This is a genomic window from Paraburkholderia sp. SIMBA_027, assembly GCF_046535315.1.
In the GTDB taxonomy this organism is placed as follows: Bacteria; Pseudomonadota; Gammaproteobacteria; order Burkholderiales; family Burkholderiaceae; genus Paraburkholderia; species Paraburkholderia tropica.
In genome coordinates, this window is the sequence record NZ_JAWRWY010000005.1 from 122,076 (window position 1) to 143,541 (window position 21,466).

Sequence of the window (21,466 nt, forward strand, 5' to 3'; positions counted from 1 at the left end):
CCTTCTATTAGCTCTGTAGGCAGTGGTCGTGGCTGGAAATGTATCGAATGAGTCGTCTGCATGGGCGTGCCTGTTGGCAGGCTTCCTCGCGCAGATCCGCGCAGCATCTCGCGCGGCCAATCGAACATTCGACGAGTACGGTATGGACCTGTCTACACAAACCGAGGTTGGCAAAACGCGCCGTCCAGCGAGCGCGCTTGCACGCCTGCTCGACGTGCTGTTGATCGTTGGGGGAGCTGTTATCGCCGCACGTACGCACGGTGAACCCGAACACGCGGGCTACGACAGCGCGCTGGTGGCGTTCACCTTGTTATTCGCCGTCATGCTCTTTCCCGCGTTCGACACACACCGTGGCGCAAGACGGCATTTGTTCTGGCGATGCGTTTGCGCGCCTGCTCTGGGCTGGTCGTTCGCGCTCACGGGCGCGGTCTTGCTCATGTCCATTGTTCATCGTGCGTATCGGCCCGATGTCGTGTGGATCGCCGAATGGGCACTGATTTCCGGCGCGGGGCTCATCGCGTTCCGGGCTGCCGAATCCGCGCTGGGTTTGCGCCGCGTGGAACATGATGCGCGCTCGCGCGCGGTCGCCATTGTGGGAAGCGGCGCGCACTGCCGGCAGTTGCTGCGCAAGGTCGACTCGACGCCGGACTCGCTCTACCACGTCGCCACCATCTTCGATACTGGCCCGGACGTGGGCGCAGCGCCGGGCAACGTGCCGGCATTTCGTGATCGCGAAGGCTTCGCCGCGTTCGTGCGGCGTTACGGCGTCGAGGAGTTGTGGCTTGCGTTGCCGCTTGCCGAAGTCGAAACGATTCTGAGTTTCACGGGACTCTTTCGCAACGACCTGATCAACATTCGCTTTATTCCGGACGTGAGCGGCCTCGCTCTCTTCGACGGAGAGATGGTGAATCTCGACGGCACGTCGGCCATCAATCTCGTGGGTTCGCCGCTTTCGTCGGACGCGCTTGCGAAAAAAGACGTCTTCGATCGCATTTTCTCGTTCTGCGCGCTGGTCGGCCTCTCGCCGCTTTTGCTCGCGGTCGCGCTCGCCATCAAGCTGACGTCGCGCGGGCCCGTGCTCTTTACGCAGCGGCGCAAGGGTGCGAACGGGAAGGTCTTCAACATCTACAAGTTCCGCAGCATGCGCGTGCACGCGCAGACCGCGGGCGTCGTGAAGCAGGCGACGCGCAACGATCCGCGCATCACGCGCGTCGGTGCGTTTTTGCGCCGCACGAGCCTCGACGAACTGCCGCAGTTCTTCAACGTGTTGCGCGGCGAGATGTCGGTGGTGGGGCCGCGTCCCCATGCCATCGAACACGACACGCTCTACCAGGACATCGTCGACGGCTATATCCACCGCTATCGCATCAAGCCCGGCATCACCGGTTGGGCGCAGGTGAACGGATTTCGCGGGGAAACCGACCGCATCGAGAAGATGCAGGGGCGTGTCGAACACGATCTCTATTACCTCAGCAACTGGTCCTTCGGGCTCGACATGCGCATCGTGCTCATGACGGCCTTCAAGGGGCTCGTTCATCGCAACGCTTATTGACTAGCTGGAACGTAGAAGTGCTCAAACGAATGAAAACGCCGTCGGCCTTTGCGGCGCGCCAGACAAGCCTTCATGGCGCTCTCCGGATTTCCGGCGCGGGCGCCGTCGTCGTGCTGTGCTCGATGCTCGGGGCCTGCGCGATCGCGCCGGGCATGCGCATGATGACGTCGTCGATACAGACGCCGTGGAACACCGACCAAAACAGCAACACCCAGGCGGATGCGTCCACCACGAACGTCGATGCACCGCAAGTCGCTGGCGCGGCGGATGAGGAACCCGTCGCGCGCCCGACGCGCACGACCGAGGCTAGCGCAGCGGTACCGGAGATCGCCGTCACCGAACTCGACGTTGCACTGGTCAAGCAGTTTCAGGACGCGCGTCTGGAGCAGCAGCGGAAGCAGGTCAGCCTGCTCTCCACGGCGCCGCAGGCCTACACGATCGGTGCGGGCGATGTGCTGCAAATCGTGGTCTGGGACCATCCGGAAATCGCGGCTGCTGTGGGCTCGACGCAATCGCAGGCGTCAACGCGTCCAGGTGATCCGTCATCCGGCTTTGTCGTCGATCAGTCCGGCGATCTGACGTTCCCCTACGCGGGGACGCTGCGCGTCGAGGGCTTGCGCACGGAAGAAGTGCAGCGCCGTCTGAGCGCTTCGCTGGCGAAGTATTTCGTCAAGCCACAGGTGACGGTGCGCATGGCGTCCTACCGCGCGCACGAAGTCTATGTCGACGGCGAAGTGCGCAGTCCCGGCGTGGTGGCCGTGAACGACGTGCCGATGTCGTTGTACGAGGCGATTTCGCGAGCGGGCGGCTTTGCCGATTCCGCCGACCAGAGCGACCTCGCTCTGGTGCGCGGGGGCGCCACGCATCGCATCAACCTTACGCAGATGCTGGCGAGCGGTATCAGCCCGTCGCGCCTGTATCTGCAACCCGGCGACCTGCTGCGCGTGGTCGCTCGCGACGAGAACGACGTGTACGTGATGGGCGAGGTGAACAAGCCCATCTCGGCGATTCCGCGCCGCACGGGCCGTATCACGCTGGCCGACGCGCTCGCGCAGGCCGGCAGCGTCAATGCGTCGACCGCCGACGCCGCGCAGATGTTCGTGATTCGCGGCGCGCTCAACGGCACGCCGCAAGTCTTCCATCTCGACGGACGCTCGCCCGTGGCGATGCTCGTTGCGAAGGAGTTCGACCTTCAACCCAAGGACGTCGTGTACGTCGACGGCAATGCGCTGGTCCGCTTCAATCGCGTACTGACGCTGCTGATCCCGGCTATCAACGCCGGCCTTACTGCGGGGATCGTGGCGAAATGATCGATCGAGTTCTGGTGGTTTGCGAAGGCAATATCTGCCGCAGCCCGCTGGCCTGCGCAATGCTCGCCCAGGCTTTGCCCGGAATCGGCTTCAGTTCCGCCGGAACGCATGCGCTGGTTGGGGAAGGTGCGGACCCGCTCGTTCTGGAAATGGCGCGTGAGCGCGGCGTCTCGCTCGATGACCACGTGGCTGCGCCGCTAACGGACGAACGCGTGCGCACCGCCGATCTCATTCTCACGATGACGAAAGTGCAGCGCGAGCAGATCGAGCTTGCCTGGCCGTACGCGCGCGGAAAGGTGTATCGGCTCAACGAGGACGACGGCGTCGATGTGGTCGATCCCTATCGGCGCCATCGCGCGACGTTCGAACTGGCGTTTGCGCAGATCGAGCACGGCGTCGCCCATTGGCGCGATGTGTTGGCAGGACTGGCTCACTGAATCATGACTCTTCTCAAGCAAAACCGTTCGACCAACCAGCCGGACGACGACGAAATCGATCTCTCCGGGCTCTTCAATGCGCTGCGTGAGAGCTGGCGCGTGATCGTCGCCGTGGTGGCCGCCGTGTTGTGTCTGGGGGCGCTCTACGCGTTTCTCGGCACGCCGGTGTATCGCGCGGACGCCGTCATCCAGGTCGACGACGACTCGGGCATGGGCTCGATCAACGACAAGCTCGGCGATCTTGCTTCGCTCTTCCAGAGCAAGGCTACCGCCGACGCCGAGATCGAGCTGATCCGCTCGCGCATGGTGGTTGGCGAAACGGTGGACCGCCTGCATCTGGACGTAAGCGCGATGCCGCACTATTTCCCGCTAGTTGGAGCGGCGATGGCGCGCGGCAAAGAAGCTGCGGACAACGGCGAACTGGAAACCCCGGTGCTCGGCCTGGGCAGTTTTGCTTGGGGTGGCGAGCGTATCGGCGTTGCGCAGTTCGACGTGCCCGCAGCGCTTTATGACAAACCGTTCACGCTGCGAGCGTCGAGCGCCACGAACTATGAACTGATCGACCCGGACGGCGATGTCGTACTGCGCGCGAAAGTAGGCGAAGCCGCGACTGGCAAAACCGCCGAAGGTCCCGTGAAATTGACGGTGACTTCGCTGCTGGCCAGACCCGGTACGCGTTTCGATCTCAAGCGCTTTTCGACGCAGCAAACCGTCGAGGACCTCCAGAAGAAGCTGGATATCGCGGAAAAAACGAAGCAGTCGGGCATCATCGGCGTCAAGCTCGACGGCGATAACGCGCAGCGCATTGCCGCGACGCTCAATACGATCGCGAGTCTCTACGTCCAGCGCAACATCGACCGCAAATCGGCGCAGGCGCAGCAGATGCTCGATTTTCTCGGCGACCAGCTGCCTCAGCTGCGCGCGCATCTCGATCAATCGGAGGCGCGCTTCAACGAGTTTCGCGCGAAGCATGGCGCGATCGACCTCGATGCGCAGGGCAAGCTGTTGTTGCAATCCGTCGTCGACGCGAAATCGCGCCTGCTCGAGTTGCAACAACAGCGCGCCGATCTCGTCCAGCGCTTTACGGCTTCGCATCCGTCCGTTGCCGCTATCGATGCGCGCATTGCCGAGATGGAGCAGCAGCAGGATCAATTCGAGCGTCAGGTGACCGGGCTGCCGCAGACGCAGCAAGATGCGCTGCGCCTGATGCGCGATGTGAAGGTCAACACCGACCTCTACATGAAGCTGCTCGACAGCACGCAGCAACTGCGCGTGTTGAAAGCCGGGCAACAGGGCAATGTGCGCACGGTCGACTTCGCCGTGGTGCCGGAGAAGCCCGTGCGACCGAAGAAACTCCTCGTCATTCCGCTTGCGGCCGCACTGGGTCTGTTGCTTGGCTGCGCCATTGCGCTCGGCCGCCGCATGATCAATCGCGGACTCGAAAGCCCGGCGGAAATCGAGCAGGCCGTGGAAGTGCCGGTCTACGCGATCATTTCGCACAGCGACAAACAGCTTGCGCTCGCGCAGTCGGCGCGGCGTGGACCTAAGCGGCCACGCGTGCTGGCGGCTCTATTCCCGGACGATGTCGCGGTCGAAGGCTTGCGTAGTTTGCGCACAGCGCTTCAGTTCGGCGTGCTCAAGCCCGAGAACAACATCGTGATGATTACCGGGCCGCGTCCGGGTGTCGGCAAGTCGTTCGTGTCGGTGAATCTCGCGACGGTTCTGGCCGCAACCGGCAAACGAATTCTGCTGATCGACGCCGACATGCGGCGTGGTGACGTGCACTCGTATTTCTCGATCAGCAAAAAGCCCGGCCTCTCTGAAGTGCTGATGGGACGCGATCCGGCAGACGTCATTCATCGCCAGGCATTGCCGAACCTCGACGTCATGATGGCGGGCTCGGCGCCCGACCGTCCGTCGGAGCTGCTGCTGCGCGACCGCTTTGGCTCGATGCTCAGGTCGCTCGCCGCGACATACGACATGGTCATTGTGGATTCGCCGCCGGTGCTGGCCGTGACCGATCCGATGCTGATCGGCAAGGAGGCGGGCGCGACGCTGATGGTAGTCCGCCATGGCAAACATTCGGCCGCCGAGTTGCGGGAAACGACGCGCCAGTTGGCGAGTTCGGGCGTCACTGTCGACGGGTTGTTGCTGACCGACGTACCGCAGCGCGGACAGGCGTACGGCGCGTATTCGGATTATCGGAAGAAGGTCGACTAGCGCGCGTAGCCCAGTACCGGGCGGGATCATATCAATGAAACAAAAAGTACTCCTCACATTTGGAACGCGTCCTGAAGCGATCAAGATGGCGCCGCTCGTTCGGCGTCTTCAGCGCGACGCTGACTTCGAATGCCAGGTTTGCGTGACCGGGCAGCATCGTGAAATGCTCGATCAGGTGCTGGATCTGTTTGCGATCACGCCGGACTTCGATCTGAACGTGATGAAGCCCGGCCAGGATCTGTACGACGTCACGACCTCCATTCTTTCCGGGATGCGTGGCGTGCTGGAGCGTGCGCAACCCGACATGGTTCTCGTCCATGGCGATACCACCACGACCATGGCGGCCACCCTGGCGGCGTTCTACAAGCGCATTCCAGTTGGCCACGTGGAGGCGGGCTTGCGCACCGGCAACCTGCTCTCGCCATGGCCTGAGGAGGCCAATCGCACGCTCACCGGCGCGCTCGCAAGCGTGCATTTCGCGCCGACTTCGCGCGCGCGGCAGAACTTGCTGGATGAAGGTACGCGTGACGAATCGATCGTCGTCACCGGCAACACGGTGATCGACGCGCTCTTGCACGTGCGCGAGCGCCTGGCGTCCGATGCGCGCTTGCGTGCAGAAGCGCAAAGCGCGCTGCCGAAGTTGCAGGCAGATCGACGTTTGATCCTGGTTACCGGTCATCGTCGAGAGAGCTTCGGCGACGGCTTCGAGCGAATTTGCACGGCGCTCGCGCAACTCGCGGATGCGTATCCCGACGTCGACATCGTTTATCCCGTGCATCTGAATCCGAGCGTGCGCGAGCCGGTCAATCGCTTGCTGACAGGCATTGCCAACGTTCACTTGATAGAACCGCTCGACTACTTGCCGTTCGTGAGCCTGATGGATCGCTCGCATCTGATCTTGACCGATTCGGGCGGGATCCAGGAGGAAGCGCCTTCGCTGTGCAAGCCGGTGCTCGTCATGCGCGACACCACGGAGCGTCAGGAGGCCATCGACGCCGGCGTGGTTCAACTCGTGGGAACGGACGTTCGGGCGATTGTCGGCGGCGTCGCGCATCTGCTCGACGACCACGCGAGCTACGCGGCCATGAGTCGCGGCGATAACCCGTACGGGGACGGGCTGGCATGCGACCGCATCGCGCAAGCGTTGAAGGATCGCTGGCTCGGCGGCGCGCGCGCGACGTAACGACGCTCACCAATCAAGGCATAACTAACATGAACTTCGAAACGATTTCGGTTGTTGGACTCGGCTACATTGGCTTGCCGACGGCGGCGGCCTTTGCCGCGCGACGCAAAACGGTCATTGGTGTCGACGTGAATCAGCACGCCGTCGATACGATTAATCGCGGCGAGATTCACATCGTCGAACCGGAACTCGACATGCTTGTGCACGCTGCGGTGACACAAGGCCATTTGCGCGCGACGACGACGCCAGAACCTGCAGATGCGTTCCTGATCGCAGTTCCCACGCCTTTCTCGGACGGACACAAGCCCAATCTCAGCTATATCGAAGCGGCGAGCCGTGCGGTTGCGCCCGTGTTGAAAAAGGGCGACCTGGTGGTATTGGAGTCTACGTCGCCAGTGGGCGCGACGCAGAAGATGGCCGAATGGATGGCCGAGATGCGCCCGGACCTGACATTTCCGCAGCAGGCGGGTGAGGCGTCCGACGTGCGCATTGCGCACTGCCCGGAACGCGTGCTGCCGGGTCACGTGATTCGCGAACTCGTCGAGAACGATCGTGTGATAGGCGGGATGACGCGCCGTTGCAGTGAAGCGTCGCGCGAGCTTTATCAGATCTTCGTGCGCGGGGAATGCATTCTGACCGACGCGCGCACGGCTGAGATGTGCAAGCTCACCGAGAACTCGTTCCGCGACGTGAATATCGCATTTGCGAACGAACTCTCGCTGATCTGCGATCGCCTGGATATCAACGTGTGGGAGCTGATCAAGCTCGCGAACCGGCATCCGCGCGTGGATATCCTGAAACCGGGGCCGGGCGTGGGTGGTCACTGCATCGCGGTCGATCCCTGGTTCATTGTGGATTCCGCTCCTGAGCAGGCGCGTCTCATTCGCGCTGCGCGCACGGTGAATGATGACAAGCCTCATTGGGTCGTCGAGCGCGCCGAGAGCGCGGCGAAGCGATTCCGCGAACCGGTGATCGCATGTCTCGGGCTTGCGTTCAAGGCGAATATCGACGATCTGCGCGAAAGCCCGGCGGTGGAAATCGCGAAAGAGCTGGGGCTGCGATTCCCGGGGCAAGTCGTGGCGGTTGAGCCGAATGTGCGCGAGCTGCCGCGCGAGCTTGACGGCGTTGTGCGGCTTTGCGATATGCGCGCGGTGCTGGCTGAAGCAGACGTGATTGTGATTCTCGTCGATCACGCGCAGTTTAAAGATGTCGATCCGATTCGCTTGCAGGCGAAGGTGGTGATTGATACGCGGGGGGTTTTGGCGTGATCGAAAAGATTGCGCTTTCGATGGTCGAATGGGCTGCACATGGATAAGGCTGCATCTTCGCCGGGGATTCTGAAAGCGGAGTCGCGAGCGGCGCATGTACCGCGTCTGCGCCGCAATTTGTTCGCAATGATCGCGTGGCAGATCGGCAATTACCTCGTGCCGCTAGCGACGTTTCCGTATCTCACGCGCGTGCTCGGGCCGACAGGTTTCGGCGTCCTTGGCTATGCGTCCGCCATTGCTGTCTATGGTGTGTTGTGGACGGAGTGGGGCTTCAACCTCAGTGGGCCGCGCGCCATCATCGAATGCCGTGGCAATAAAGCCGCAATCAACGAGTTGATCTGGTCGGTGATATTCGCGAAGGTGCTTCTATGCTTCGTCTCGCTGATTGCGCTGGCGATTGCGATGCACTTCGACAGACACGCTGCAGCCGCGCTACCTGTCGTACTGATGTCGTGGATCGCAGTCATGAGCAACGTGTTCACGCTCAACTGGGTGCTGCAAGGGTTGGAGCGATTCTCACTCTTTGCGACGGTGTCGTTAGTCGGTCGTTTTGTGACACTGCCTCTGATTTTTGTTTTCGTAAAGTCAGCCGATGACATTGCGGCCGCGGCAACTATCCAAGCGCTAGCTCCTTGCTTGACGGCGATCTTTTCCTTACTGATGGTGCACAGACTTGGACTGTTGGGGCAGCCGGGATGCACATGGCGCTCGGCATTGCGACGTCTCGCACAGGGCGCCGATATGTTCGTGTCGACAATTTCGGTCAGCCTGTTCGGGGTTACCAATACCGTGCTGCTTGCCGCGTTGAGCGGTCCTTACCAGGTGGGCATCTATGCGGCGGCAGATCGAATCAAGACTGTCGGAAACATGGTGCCAGCGCAGATCAACACGGTGTTGTATCCAAGAGTGTCAGCGCTAATGCTAGACAAGCCGAAATCCGCGGCGAAACTGACGGCGCTTGGATTTGCTACAACGCTGGCCATCACGGGTTTGGGCGTGCTTGTTGTCAGCGCGCTATCTGGATACATAACCGGCGTAATCCTTGGGAGTGGTTTTGGCGCAGCGGCGCCGGTATTGACGTTGCTGTGTCTCGCCACGGTGTTTGGCAATCTTGCCTATTTGCTCGGACTCCAGGTGCTGGTGCCGTTTGCGAACGGAAAGTTGAGGTCAATGGTCATGCTGCTGGCAGGCATCCTCAACATTGGATTGTCGTTCGCGCTGATTCCGCGCTTTGGCGCACGCGGTGCCGCGTGGTCGTTCCTGATCGCCGAAGTGGTGATTTTGGCTGTGTTCGTTGCGGTCATCCTGGGATCGCGCGGGATGCGAACGCACTTCACGCAATTGCTGAGGATATAAGTAATGGGAGCGAGATTTCCGGTCATGATCGTTTCGCTTGAGCGCTCGGGGCGACGAGAGCGCATCGCGGATGTGATGTCGAGGCATGGCGTAGATTTTTCCTTCATTGACGCGATTGATGCACAGCGTTTCGAGAGCGGTGAGCTTGCGCGACTGTATGACGACGCGGCGGCGCGCTCGCGCTACGGGCGCTCGCTGACTAAGGGCGAGGTGGCATGCTTTCTTAGTCATCGGTTGATTTGGCAGCGCGTTGTGCATGACGGGAAAGGCGTAATAGTGCTCGAAGACGATGCTCTGCTAGATCCCGCTTTCTTTGAGAAAGTGCTGACCTGGAGAGACGACACGCTCGCTCGTATGGCTGATGTCGTACTACTGGGTCAGTCGAAACTGAGCAGATCGCGAGAGTTACGCGAGTACCTCTATGAGCCGCTCAAACGTGCGAGCCCTATTGATGGAATGCGGATTGGTACGCCCTTCAAGCAATGGACGTCAGGCGCTGTTGGCTACTGGATGTCGGCGCGCGGAGCGATGCTCGCGCTCGCGCATACAGAAGGGCCGGTGCATGCGTTGCTCGACGATTGGCCGTGGCATCGTGACGACGGCGGAATGGTCATCAAGGAACTGCGTCCTTACGTTGTTTGGGAGGCGTTCGAGTCGTTGGCGAGCGAACTGGAGGGCGAACGTAGTCGTGTCACAAAGAGGACGGCCCTAGGGCTGGATCTCCTGCTCAAGTTCGTGCGCGTAGGGAGGCTTGTCGTGCGCTGGACTATCGCTGCCACGATCGAAATTGGAGAACTCGCCGTCGGCAGCGCTAAACGGCAGGACGGAGCGCGATGATTGATCCGGCAATTCGGCCCCGCGAATTACGCGTTACTGCGAGCGCATGGAGCAGTTCGTCGCGAGCGATGATCTGGTTTGTCCTCTTCGTGGGTATCGCGCTGTCGCCGCTCGCCGATTTCTTGTCTGTATACGCGCTAAAGGGGCAGGTGGGTGGCGACATGGGCGCGCGCTATTCACTCTTTGTGCGAGGCGCGACGATTTCCGGACTCGTCGCTGTGATGCTGTTCAGCGGGCGCGTACGGCTCTCGAACTTGCGTATTTGTTCGCTAGCTCTTTTTGTGCTTCTCATGTCGTGCTGTTCGGTGGCGTTCGGTGAAATGTCGAACGGGGAGTTCGTTGAAGAAGTCATCGTAATCGCAAAGGTCTTTTCGCTCTTTGTCTATGTCGCCGCATTCTCCGAACTCAAGGACGATCAACTGGACAAAGTCGAGGCCATGATGCGCGCGACATTGCTCATCTATGCACTGGCAATCATTGCTGGCGCGGTTTTCTCGATCGACATTTTTCGGAGCTATCGCGGCGACACCCAGATCCGCGCGGGCTACAAGGGCATCATCTACGCACAGAACGAGGCGTCCGCTTTGTTGCTTTCGGGATTGGCGCTGGCTTATCTCCACGTCATCAGGAATGGCTGGACCGCAGGTTGCATCAGGTTGATCGCAGCGCTGTTCGTTGCGGTGTTCCTGTTAGGTACGAAGGGGGCGTTGATTGGCGGCCTTGGTGTCATCGCGGTGTATGTCTTTGCGCGATATGGCGTCGTCAAGGCGACGGCCCGACTCGCGGTCGTAATTGCACTGATGCCTGCGATTGCGGTTGCTGTCTACTACCTCATGCCTTCCGTCCGCCAGGCGGTCGATCTCAGCGTCCAGTACTTCAGTTATCAGAGTGATCATGCGGCCGGCGAGAAGGTCGTGACGGTGCTCATGTCGGGCCGCAACCTGAAGTTCTCGAATGTATGGGACGAACTTGAAAGTCGGGCGTTCCTGCCCCTACTTACAGGCGGCTATCCAATCGTTCGATACCTGATTGAAATGGATGGCCCGGATCTCGCGTTGATTATGGGGATCCCGGTGTTCGGCCTCTATATGAGGGACATCTTCGGGTTGTATGCACGAACTGGTGATACACCTGTCTCCCACTACGGGAAATACTTTTTCTTTTTGCTGATGATTATTGCCTGCACGGCCGGTCACGTGCTGACTTCTGCAATCGTTGCGCCTTATCTCGCCGTTATCGCCGAACTTCTGCGTCGATGGTCCGATGAAGAGCGCGCGACGAACGTGGTGCGTTGATGAATATTCAAGAGCGGGTATCAGCCTTATGAGCAAAGTAATGTGTGTGCTCCACGTCGGGCCGGGATTCGGTCAGCGAGGAGGCGTCGCCTCGGTTCTCAACGAGTTGCGAGCGGAAAGAGTCGTTTTTGAGGAAAACGCGATTCGCATTGAGTTCTTCGAGACGCGGGGCTTCAAGTCGACGAAGGACAGACTGCTCTTCCTCGCTCTGGATATGCCACGATTCTTCATGCGCGTGTTGAATGGGGTCGACGTCATCCACTTTCACGTTTCGGCGCGCGGATCGGCGCTCAGGAATCTGCTGCTCTATCGACTGACTCGCATGCTAGGCCGCAAGGTGATTTTTCACTGGCATTCGAACAATCTGCCGGATTGCATCGAGCAGGCCAGCGGATTCGTCAAGTCCGGTTTGCGGGATTTTATCAAGGCGTCTAACGACGCTATCGGTGTGTCGACGGCAATGGCTGCAGACATCCGCAGGTTCAGGAGCGGAGCAAGCGTTCGGGTTATCGGCAACAGTGCGCGTACTGCAGAGCGCATTGCCTCGCTTGGCGTGGCAAAGGCGATGAGCGCACGCAATCTTCCGTCATACGTCGCGTTCTCGGGCAGTTTTACAGAAGAGAAAGGACTGCCTGAGCTGTTCGCCGCCATTGCAATTCTGAAGCAAAAGCGGCAACAGATTAACGTAAAGCTCGCAGGGACGGGCGAAACGGATCAATGGGTTGAACTCGTCCGGAAGCTGGATATCGAGGATCGGATTTCGTTTGTTGGCTGGCTATCCGGTAACGAATTGATGAATTTCTATCGTGATGCGTCGGCGTTGTGTTTGCCCAGTCACGGGGAATCGTTCGGTATTGTGACCCTTGAGGCAATGCTGTGTGGTCTTGCGGTCATTGGTACAAAGACGGGGGGATTTTTCGATCTGGTTAAGGAAAGTGAGACGGGATTTCTCGTGGACGCGGGCAATATCGAGCAACTTGCTGGAGCGCTTGAAGCGGTCTGGAGCGATCCCGGCATGGCATGGCGGATGGGCGAAGCAGGGCGTCTGTACGCTCTTGAGCGATATTCGGTGAAGAGCGTATGCGCGGAGTACGTTCGTTGTTACCGTGAACTGAGATTGCAACCGAATTGACCGCTAATTCAAGCTACCTGGATCTGCAGGTGAGAATTCGATCTCTGAAATTTTTGCGTTTTGGTCTGGGCTGCGCGGCGCTGATTGCACATACGCTCGTGGTGGCGGCGACGGCAAATAAAGATTTGACTCTGGTTGATCCAGCATGGATTCGACTGGCCCACGTGGATTGGCATTCCAAATGGGATAGCGTGGTTTCGACGCAAGCGAATCCTGGTGACTTAGCGATTGTGTCTGATCCAGAAAATGGGCTGCGCAAAGTCTTGCGGGCGAAGATCGCTAGATACGAAAACTATACCCATGTCGCGAATGGAACGCCACGCGCGGAATTGTTGTTCCATGAGCCGGCGATTTTCATCCAAGGTACGGATTATCTGGTCAGATGGAGCACATACATCCCTCGCGATTTTGAATTTGACAGCAAGCAGATGGTGATTATTTCCCAGATCCATCAGTCGGCGAGAGAAGGTGGGCCGACAGTGGCGCTGACGTTACTTGGAACGAACTATTACATCTCGACACGCGGTGGTCTGCAGGTGCAGAGAACGACTGCAGGAGCAAAATTATGCTGCGCTGATGATGACAGAGGGAAATGGGTCAATTGGACGCTTCGCTATATCCCGGACGACTCCGGTCGGAAGTCGCTCACTCAACTTTGGAAGAATGGCGAATCGGTATTCCGATCCGAACATATCGCCAATGCCTATTCAGGCGATCAACGTGCCTATTTAAAAATAGGCCTATATAAGGCTGGGTGGAAAAAGGAGCAATCGGACTCGGAGTTGCAAACTCTTTTTTATGGACCTGTCTCGATCTTTAAGCGGTGAATGAATGGCGAAACTACTAGATAAAGGTGATCCGGGGCAGGTTGGGGCGATCTGTGACCAGCTCTTCCATGCGATCAGGAACGACGAATACTGCGGCTACGATCCCTATGATGCGCTGAATAGTCGTTTGTTCTCGGGGCTCGGTGGAATGCGCGTTCGAGTTGCACGAATTGTCTGGCAGCAATTGCACCGACGTAGTCCAGTCAATCTGAGAAAACTCTGTGGAGTTGATCGGTCCAGAAATCCGAAAGGGATTGCGCTGATGGTGCTCGGGTTGATTGAGCGATTTGAGCAGCGTGGAAGCAATACCGACCTCGATGAGGCAGTCAGGTTGGCTGACTGGCTGTTGTCACAGCGAGCCAATCGGCAGACGTGGCCCCACAGTGCTTGGGGATACAACTTCCATTGGGCTGCGCGCGCGTTCGATGTTCCGCTTGGGAAGCCCAATGCGATCACGACGTGCTATGTCGTGAGAGCGCTTCTCGCGCTATGGCGCGTGACAAACGAATACCGATTTATCGAGTGCGCGCTGGAGGCCGGGAGATTCCTGCAAAGCTTATTTACTGTTCAAGACGATACCGCTTTCTATCGTTATGTCCCGGGTGAGAGCGCGATGGTTCACAACGCCAACCTTTGGTCGGCGGCGATCGTCGCATTGACGGCGAGTCAAGCGGGAGATCGCGTCGCGTGCGAGGAGGCGCTGCTCGCGGCGCGTCATTCGGTACGTGCGCAGGGAGCCGACGGGGCGTGGCGATACGGTGAGCGCAGTCATCACGGGTTTGTCGACGGATTTCACACAGGCTATAACCTGGAGGCTCTCTCCACGCTCCAGCATGCATTGGCGACACGCGAATTCGGGCAAGCCGTGGACCAGGGTATGGCGTTCTACCGTAGAGCGTTTTTTGCGGAAAACGGCGATGTGAAGTACTACGCCAATCGAACCTATCCGCTCGACACGCATTCAGTTGCACAAGCAGTGATCACGTTGCTGCGTGTTGGCAGGGCTGATGAGGACTACGCGCTTGCCGGACGAGTCATCGATCGCGCGATCAAGCATCTCTATCTGCCGAACGAGAATCGTTTCGTCTATCGACGTGGGAAGTATTGGTCCAACAGGGTGAACTATATGAGGTGGACGCAGGCGTGGGCGTTCTACGCCCTGAGTCTGTATAGCGCCGAAGGCGATCGGCGCGCGCGAGACGCACAATGAAAAGAGTTGAGCTGTTTTCCTGTCCCATGGACGTCGCTACGACGCGCGAGACTGTGGAACTGATCGGCAGTCGAATCGATAGCAGGCAATTTACCCAGCATGTCGTTGTCAACGTCGCGAAGATCGTCCATATGCAGCGCGATATGGTCCTTGCCGACTCGATTCGTGCGTGCGACATCATCAATATCGATGGCATGGGCGTTGTCTGGGCGGCGCGCATGCTCGGCGTTGACGTCCTGGAGCGGGTGGCCGGTGTTGATCTTTTCGATGACCTGCTCGCTATGGCAGCCGAGCGCGGCTTTCCGGTCTTTCTGCTTGGCGCCACGTCGGAAGTCGTGCAAGCGACTGCAGTGACCATTGGCGAGCGTCATCCTGGGCTGATTGTGGCGGGCTATCACCACGGCTACTTCTGGGACGATGAACAGTCTGTCGTCGAAAAGATCCGTGCGTCGGGAGCGCGTCTTTTGTTTGTCGCGATTACTTCGCCGAAGAAGGAGAACTTCATCAATCGATGGCGTGCTCAGCTTGGCGTGGATTTTGTGATGGGCGTAGGCGGTACGTTCGATGTCGTCGCCGGGAAAGTGCGCAGGGCGCCGGTGTGGATGCAGCGGTATGGCCTTGAATGGCTCTATCGTGTCATTCAGGAGCCGCGACGTATGTGGCGCAGATACCTGACTACGAATATGCAATTCGCTGGCATCCTGCTCAAAGCTATGCTGCGCACGTCGCGCGGACAGGGAGATTAGTCGGTTATCTGGATTGAGCGACGTCCTGTGTCTGTCGCAAATGTCGACTGGACCTGTATCGATGTATTGATTGGGTGCGCTGCAAAAATACGGCGAACGTCGTTATGCTGGACAGCGTACAGTCGGATGGATCAGTCGCGGCGGGAGCAACAGTCGGCAATCGCCAAGACTGATGCCCCCCCTCAAATCCCCGGCACCATCTCCGGCGGATGCTGCTTCAACTGCTTCCTTGCCTCGCGAAACTCCGGAAAGATCGACTCCACTGTCTGCCAGAACCGCGGACTATGATTCATCTCGCGCAAGTGCGCGAGCTCATGCGCCACCACATAATCCACGATGGAAAGCGGAAAATGAATCAACCGCCAGTTGAGGCGAATCCGTCCTTCGCTTGAACAACTGCCCCAACGCGTCATCGCCGACGAAAGCGCATACGAGCGAAAGCCCACACCCAACTTCTCCGCATACACAGCCAGCCGCTCGCCAAAAATCCGCGTAGCCTCGCTTTGCAACCAGCCCGTCACGCGATCCTTGATCTGCTGCGCGTCGGCGTTCATCGGCAGCGGCAACGCGAGCACGCGCGTTTCCTCATCGAAAGCCAGCATCGACGCACCGAGCGCCACACGCATCGGCTTCCCGAGATATGGCAGCTCCGCGCCATCGCGCCATTCCACGTGCGGCAGCGCGCGCTGTTCCACACGCGTCTGCCACTCCGTGAGCTTCGCAAAAATCCAGCGCTGCTTTTCGGCGATCGCGGTTTCGATATCGGCGATCGTGACCCAGCGCGGCGCAGTGATCGTGAGCCCCGATCCGTCGATGGCAAAGCCGATCGACTTGCGCGACGATCGTTTGAGCCGGTAATACAGGGTCCGCGAGCCGAGCACGAGTGTGCGCAGTTTCGTGCCGTCGGGCGCGAGCGGCGCCTTGGGGGGCGCGCTGGAAGTGGGCGGTGCAAACTGGGCCGACGGCGAAGGTGAATCGGCCGTCGGTGTGGCAGCAGGCGCCGGCTCGGCAAAGAGCGGCAGATCGAGTTGCCGGTTGTCGAGCGCCGCGGAAGGGCGCTGCGTTGGGGGCTTCTGCATCGTCAGGCCTGGAGCGGGATTGCGTGTGCGGCGAGGAGCGCGTGTGCGTGCCGGCGAACCGCGTGCCGAATCGCGCTGCGGCGGAACATGCGAATCGTGCGAATCGTGCGAATCGTGCGGAACAAACACCGCACGCAATACGGCCCGCAGCACCGCGAACAGGACAGACAGCGCACGCAGCACCGCCGCGATGGCTGTCTGCGCAACGTGACGCTTGCGGCGCTCGCGCCGCGCGTCAGGCTTTCGCTGCGTTTGCCTTGGCGCCATCCGTTTCGCGATACGCATCCGGATCGATCCGGCGCATTTCGGCTTCGATCCAGTTTTCCACGCGGGTATTCACTTCGTCGGGCGAGAGCCCGGTCGTCTCGATCGGCTTGCCGATCGACACCGTGACTATACCCGGATATTTAATAAACGAGTTTCGGGGCCAGACGTGTCCCGCATTGTGCGCGATGGGCACCACGGGCGCGCCCGTTTCGATGGCGAAGCGCGGGCCGCCGGTCTTGTACTTGCCGGTCTTGCCCACGGGAATGCGCGTGCCTTCGGGGAACATGATCACCCATGCGCCTTCGGCCATGCGCTGCTTGCCCTGGCGGATCACCGAGGTGAACGCGTTCTTGCCTTCCTTGCGGTTGATGTGAACCATCTTCAGCATGCCGAGCGCCCAGCCGAAGAACGGCACGTACAGCAGTTCGCGCTTGAAGACGTAGCACAGCGGACGCGGCATCAGCGCGGGAAACGCGAACGTCTCCCACGCGGATTGATGCTTCGAGAGCAGCACGGCGGGGCCGTTGGGCAGGTTCTCCATGCCCTCGATGCGGTAGCGAATACCGTTGAGGTAGCGCGCGACGAACAGCGTCGAGCGACACCAGCCGACCGCCATCCAGTAACGCCGCGTGGCGTTCAGGAACGGAAACGCGATGAAGCACGCGGTCGCGTACGGCATCGTGTAGACGATCAGGTAGACGAACAACAGCAGGGAGCGGATGAAGCGCATCGGTTGGACCGTTCGTGAAGCGTGCGCGGCAGGGCGGGCGTCGTCAGACGCGCCGCCGCGCGGTGGGGAGCAGGCATCGGCACCGGCTTGCGCCGGGCGATGCGGATTCGGTCGAGCGTACGCCGTTCATGCGTGCGCTCGCCGGGGTCAGGCGTTGTCGTTCGCGAGGAAGTCGAGCGCGAAGGCACGCAGGTCGTCGTGCACCTTCGTGCCTTCGGGCAGACCGCCCGCGGCCAGCGTCTTCTTGCCTTTGCCCGTGAGCACGAGATGCGTCGCGAAGCCGAGCGCCGCGCCGGCTTCGAGGTCGCGCAGCGAATCGCCCACCACGGGCGTATCGGCGGGATCGATCTCGAAGCGGTCGGCGATCATCTTCAGCATGCCGGGCTTGGGCTTGCGGCAGTCGCAGTGGTCCTGCGAGGTGTGCGGGCAGAAGAACACGGCGTCGATGCGCGCGCCCACGGCCGTGGCCTGGCGGTGCATCTTCGCGTGCATGGCGTTGAGCGCCGTCGTGTCGAACAAACCGCGTCCGATGCCGGACTGGTTCGTCGCGACGGCGACGCGATAGCCCGCCTGATTCAGGCGAGCGATCGCTTCGAGGCTGCCGGGCAGCGCGACCCATTCGTCCGGCGACTTGATGAAGGCGTCGGAATCGACATTGATCACGCCGTCGCGGTCGAGGATCACGATCTTGCGGCTGGTGCTGGTCGGCATGGCGTCGCGTCTGGTTGGGTCTGGCGGATGTCCGTGCCGGCGATCACGCCGCGAGGCGCGAAATGTCGGCCACGCTGTTCATCTGGCGATGCAGCGCCTTGAGCAGCGCGAGGCGGTTGGCCCGCAGCGCCGGATCTTCGGCATTGACCATCACGTCGTTGAAGAACGTGTCGACGGTTTCGCGCAGCGCCGCGAGCGCCGTGAGCGCACCCGTGTACTCGCGCGCGGCCAGTTGCGATTCCACGCGCGGCGCGACCTGTTCGAGCTGCGCGTAGAGCGCCTTTTCGGCGCTCTCCGTGAACAGCGCGATCTGCACGCCCGCATCTTCGGTGCCCTCGGACTTCTTGAGGATGTTCGAGATGCGCTTGTTGGCCGCCGCAAGCGAGGCCGCTTCGTTGAGCGCCGCGAATTCGCGCACGGCGTCCAGACGCGCGATCACGTCGTCGAAGCGCGTGGGGTTCAGCGCGAGCACCGCATCCACTTCCTGCGCCGCGTAGCCGCGTTCGCGCAGCTGGCCGCGCAGACGGTCCATGCAGAACTCGTAGATCGCCTGGGTCGATTCCGCGACGGCTTCGACGCCCGCGAACTGCGAGTACGTCGTGCGCAGCAGTTCGACGAGGTCGAGCGGCAGTTGCTTCTCGACCAGGATGCGCAGCACGCCCAGCGCGTGGCGGCGCAGTGCGAACGGATCCTTTTCGCCGGTGGGCGCGAGGCCGATGCCCCAGATGCCGACCAGCGTTTCGAGCTTGTCCGCGAGCGCGACGATCGTGCCCGTGGCGGTGGTCGGCAGCTCGTCGCCGGAGAAGCGCGGCTGATAGTGCTCGGAGCAGGCGATCGCCACTTCTTCCGCTTCGCCGTCGTGGCGCGCGTAGTAGGTGCCCATCGTGCCTTGCAGCTCGGGGAATTCGCCGACCATGTCGGTCAGCAGGTCGGCCTTGGCGAGGCGCGCGCCGCGTTCGGCGAGCGCGATGTTCGCGCCGCACATCAGCGCGATGGCGCCCGCGAGTGCTTCGAGGCGCTCCACGCGTTGCAGCGTCGAGCCGAGCTTGTTGTGATAGACCACGTTGGCGAGCAGCGGCACGCGGTCGGCCAGCGGCTTCTTCTTGTCCTGCTCGAAGAAGAACTTGGCGTCGGCCAGACGCGGGCGCACGACGCGCTCGTTGCCTTCGACGATCTCGACTGGCGTGGCCGTCTCGATGTTCGAGACGATCAGGAAGCGCGAGCGCAGGCGGCCTTCGTCGTCGGTCAGCGCGAAGTACTTCTGGTTCGTCTGCATCGTGAGGATCAGGCATTCCTGCGGCACCTGCAGGAATTCTTCCTCGAACTGGCACGCGTACACGACCGGCCATTCGACGAGCGAATTCACTTCGTCGAGCAGCGAGTCGGGCATCACCACCTTGTCGTCGCCGGCGGTTTCGACCAGCTGCGCGCGGATCGATTCGCGGCGCTCGCTGTAGCTCGCGATCACGCGGCCTTTGTGCTGGAGCGTGTGCGCGTAGTCATCGGCCTGGGTGATGGCGATCGGGCCTTCCGAGAGGAAGCGATGGCCGCGCGTGGTGTCGCCGGCGTCGATGCCGAATGCGCTCACCGGCACGATCTGGTCGGCGTGCAGCACCGTGAGGCGATGCACCGGGCGCACGAACTGCACGTCGCTGCCGTCCGGACGCTGGTACTTCATGACCTTCGGAATCGGCAGCTTGGCGAGCGCTTCGTCGAGCACGGCCTGCAGGCCGTCGGCAAGCGTGACGCCCGGCGCGGCGTAGCGCAGGAAGAACGCTTCGTTCTTGCCGTCGCTCGCGCGTTCGAGGTCGCTGACCGGGAAGTCGGGGAAGCCGAGCGCCGCGAGTTTCTTCGCGAGCGGCGCGGTGGGCTGGCCGTTGGCGTCGAGTGCGACCGACACCGGCAGCACTTTCTCGCGCACCTGTTTTTCGGGCGCGACGCTGCGCACGTTCTTGATCGTCACGGCGAGACGGCGCGGCGTGGCGAAGCGTTCGAACGACAGATCGCCTTCGATCAGGTCGCGCGCGGCGAGGCGTTGCGCGATGCCTTCGGCGAAAGCGTCGCCGAGACGCGCGAGGGCCTTCGGCGGCAGTTCCTCGGTCAGCAGTTCGACGAGGAGAGTGGCGTGATGAGCTTGGGTCATTGTTCTGGAGATCCGGTCATTCCTCGGCGAACTTGCGTTCGACCTTCAGCGGCGGCGCCCAGGCGGGCATCGCGGCGTCCTGTTCGTCGGTGGTCAGGCCGGGCACGCCGTGCACCGGATTGCCGAGCATCGGGAAGCCGAGCTTTTCGCGCGATTCGTAGTACGACTGCGCCACGTTGCGCGACAGCGCGCGAATGCGGCCGATGTACGCCGCGCGCTCCGTCACGGAGATCGCGCCGCGCGCGTCGAGCAGGTTGAAGGTGTGGCCGGCCTTGAGCACGAGTTCGTAGGCGGGCAGCGCGAGCTGATGTTCCATCATGCGCTTCGCTTCGCTTTCGTACGCGTTGAAGAACGTGAACAGCAGGTCGACGTTCGCGTGCTCGAAGTTATAGGTCGATTGCTCGACCTCGTTCTGGTGATAGACGTCGCCATACATGAGGCGGCGGATCTCGGGGCCGTTCGGGCCTTGTTCTTCCCACTCGGTCCAGACGAGGTCGTAGACGTTCTCGACCTTCTGCAGATACATCGCGAGGCGTTCGAGACCGTAGGTGATTTCGCCGAGCACCGGCTTGCAGTCGATGCCGCCCACCTGCTGGAAGTAGGTGAACTGCGTGACTTCCATGCCGTTGAGCCAGACTTCCCAGCCGAGTCCCCAGGCGCCGAGCGTGGGGTTCTCCCAGTCGTCTTCCACGAAGCGCACGTCGTTCTGCTTCAGGTCGAAGCCGAGCGCTTCGAGCGAGCCGAGGTACAGGTCGAGGATGTTTTCCGGCGCGGGCTTGAGCACCACTTGATACTGATAGTAGTGCTGCAGGCGGTTCGGGTTCTCGCCGTAGCGGCCGTCCTTCGGGCGGCGCGACGGCTGCACGTAGGCCGCGCGCCACGGCTCGGGGCCGATCGCGCGCAGGAAGGTGTGGACGTGCGAGGTGCCGGCGCCGACTTCCATGTCGATCGGCTGGAGCAGCGCGCAGCCCTGCTTGTCCCAGTAAGACTGGAGCGTCAGGATGATTTGCTGAAACGTGAGCATGTGTGCCTGCAGTGTCTTTTAGGGCGGGAGGCGCGGGCTCCGGCGGTTGGCGGCCTGGCGAGCCCGCGGCGGGCGGTGCGCGGCGACATGCGCCGCCGCTCGCCCTTCGCGGGTTGCGGCCCCGGCCTGGAGGCGCCTG

The 21,466-nt window shown here is 61.2% G+C and carries 18 protein-coding genes; 13 read left to right on the plus strand and 5 right to left on the minus strand.

What is annotated here, in order from left to right; translation table 11 throughout:
* Nucleotides 1-142 precede the first annotated feature (142 nt).
* From SB764_RS10910 to SB764_RS10970, 13 genes are read left to right on the plus strand one after another with little or no spacing between them, the layout of a single operon-like run.
* Nucleotides 143-1,552, plus strand: a complete 1,410-nt coding sequence (locus SB764_RS10910; protein WP_410863541.1) for an undecaprenyl-phosphate glucose phosphotransferase — start codon at nucleotides 143-145, stop codon at nucleotides 1,550-1,552.
* Nucleotides 1,553-1,569: 17 nt separating this feature from the next.
* A complete protein-coding gene (locus SB764_RS10915; RefSeq protein WP_336750849.1) occupies nucleotides 1,570-2,862 on the plus strand; it encodes a polysaccharide biosynthesis/export family protein in 1,293 nt (430 codons plus the stop codon).
* Nucleotides 2,859-3,299, plus strand: a complete 441-nt coding sequence (locus tag SB764_RS10920; protein ID WP_065059347.1) for a low molecular weight protein-tyrosine-phosphatase — start codon at nucleotides 2,859-2,861, stop codon at nucleotides 3,297-3,299. The genes SB764_RS10915 and SB764_RS10920 overlap by 4 nt, the downstream gene beginning before the upstream one ends.
* 3 nt (nucleotides 3,300-3,302) lie before the next feature.
* Nucleotides 3,303-5,519, plus strand: coding sequence for a polysaccharide biosynthesis tyrosine autokinase (locus tag SB764_RS10925; RefSeq protein ID WP_410863544.1), 2,217 nt, complete (start codon nucleotides 3,303-3,305; stop codon nucleotides 5,517-5,519).
* Nucleotides 5,520-5,553: 34 nt separating this feature from the next.
* A complete protein-coding gene (wecB, locus tag SB764_RS10930; RefSeq protein WP_410863546.1) occupies nucleotides 5,554-6,702 on the plus strand; it encodes a non-hydrolyzing UDP-N-acetylglucosamine 2-epimerase in 1,149 nt (382 codons plus the stop codon).
* Nucleotides 6,703-6,731: 29 nt separating this feature from the next.
* Entirely contained in the window at nucleotides 6,732-7,970 is a 1,239-nt protein-coding gene (gene wecC, locus SB764_RS10935; RefSeq protein ID WP_410863548.1) for a UDP-N-acetyl-D-mannosamine dehydrogenase, read from the plus strand.
* Nucleotides 7,971-8,009: 39 nt separating this feature from the next.
* Nucleotides 8,010-9,326 (plus strand): flippase, encoded by a 1,317-nt coding sequence (locus tag SB764_RS10940; RefSeq protein ID WP_321892705.1) that lies wholly within the window; start codon nucleotides 8,010-8,012, stop codon nucleotides 9,324-9,326.
* 24 nt (nucleotides 9,327-9,350) lie between these two features.
* A complete protein-coding gene (locus SB764_RS10945; protein WP_321870939.1) occupies nucleotides 9,351-10,163 on the plus strand; it encodes a glycosyltransferase family 25 protein in 813 nt (270 codons plus the stop codon).
* Nucleotides 10,160-11,458, plus strand: coding sequence for an O-antigen ligase family protein (locus SB764_RS10950; protein ID WP_321870938.1), 1,299 nt, complete (start codon nucleotides 10,160-10,162; stop codon nucleotides 11,456-11,458). The genes SB764_RS10945 and SB764_RS10950 overlap by 4 nt, the downstream gene beginning before the upstream one ends.
* A gap of 28 nt (nucleotides 11,459-11,486) precedes the next feature.
* On the plus strand, nucleotides 11,487-12,590 hold the full coding sequence (locus tag SB764_RS10955) for a glycosyltransferase family 4 protein (RefSeq protein WP_321892704.1): 1,104 nt from the start codon (nucleotides 11,487-11,489) through the stop codon (nucleotides 12,588-12,590).
* Between the two features lie 29 nt (nucleotides 12,591-12,619).
* A complete protein-coding gene (locus SB764_RS10960; RefSeq protein WP_321892703.1) occupies nucleotides 12,620-13,417 on the plus strand; it encodes a heparin lyase I family protein in 798 nt (265 codons plus the stop codon).
* A 4-nt stretch (nucleotides 13,418-13,421) separates the two neighbouring features.
* A complete protein-coding gene (locus SB764_RS10965; protein ID WP_410863550.1) occupies nucleotides 13,422-14,627 on the plus strand; it encodes an aspartate-semialdehyde dehydrogenase in 1,206 nt (401 codons plus the stop codon).
* Nucleotides 14,628-14,680: 53 nt separating this feature from the next.
* Complete coding sequence (locus SB764_RS10970; RefSeq protein ID WP_410863551.1) at nucleotides 14,681-15,373, plus strand: WecB/TagA/CpsF family glycosyltransferase; 693 nt, start codon at nucleotides 14,681-14,683, stop codon at nucleotides 15,371-15,373.
* 182 nt (nucleotides 15,374-15,555) lie between these two features.
* Here SB764_RS10970 and SB764_RS10975 read toward each other — a convergent pair whose 3' ends face one another.
* The 5 genes from SB764_RS10975 to glyQ all read right to left on the minus strand — a co-directional run bounded on the left by SB764_RS10975 (nucleotide 15,556) and on the right by glyQ (nucleotide 21,327).
* Complete coding sequence (locus SB764_RS10975) at nucleotides 15,556-16,452, minus strand: YgjP-like metallopeptidase domain-containing protein (RefSeq protein WP_110328872.1); 897 nt, start codon at nucleotides 16,450-16,452, stop codon at nucleotides 15,556-15,558.
* 235 nt (nucleotides 16,453-16,687) lie between these two features.
* Complete coding sequence (locus SB764_RS10980; RefSeq protein WP_065059342.1) at nucleotides 16,688-17,449, minus strand: lysophospholipid acyltransferase family protein; 762 nt, start codon at nucleotides 17,447-17,449, stop codon at nucleotides 16,688-16,690.
* A 147-nt stretch (nucleotides 17,450-17,596) separates the two neighbouring features.
* On the minus strand, nucleotides 17,597-18,160 hold the full coding sequence (gene gmhB, locus SB764_RS10985) for a D-glycero-beta-D-manno-heptose 1,7-bisphosphate 7-phosphatase (RefSeq protein ID WP_065059341.1): 564 nt from the start codon (nucleotides 18,158-18,160) through the stop codon (nucleotides 17,597-17,599).
* 43 nt (nucleotides 18,161-18,203) lie between these two features.
* Nucleotides 18,204-20,303, minus strand: a complete 2,100-nt coding sequence (gene glyS, locus SB764_RS10990; RefSeq protein WP_343666652.1) for a glycine--tRNA ligase subunit beta — start codon at nucleotides 20,301-20,303, stop codon at nucleotides 18,204-18,206.
* A 16-nt stretch (nucleotides 20,304-20,319) separates the two neighbouring features.
* Complete coding sequence (gene glyQ, locus SB764_RS10995) at nucleotides 20,320-21,327, minus strand: glycine--tRNA ligase subunit alpha (protein ID WP_410863553.1); 1,008 nt, start codon at nucleotides 21,325-21,327, stop codon at nucleotides 20,320-20,322.
* Nucleotides 21,328-21,466: the final 139 nt, after the last annotated feature.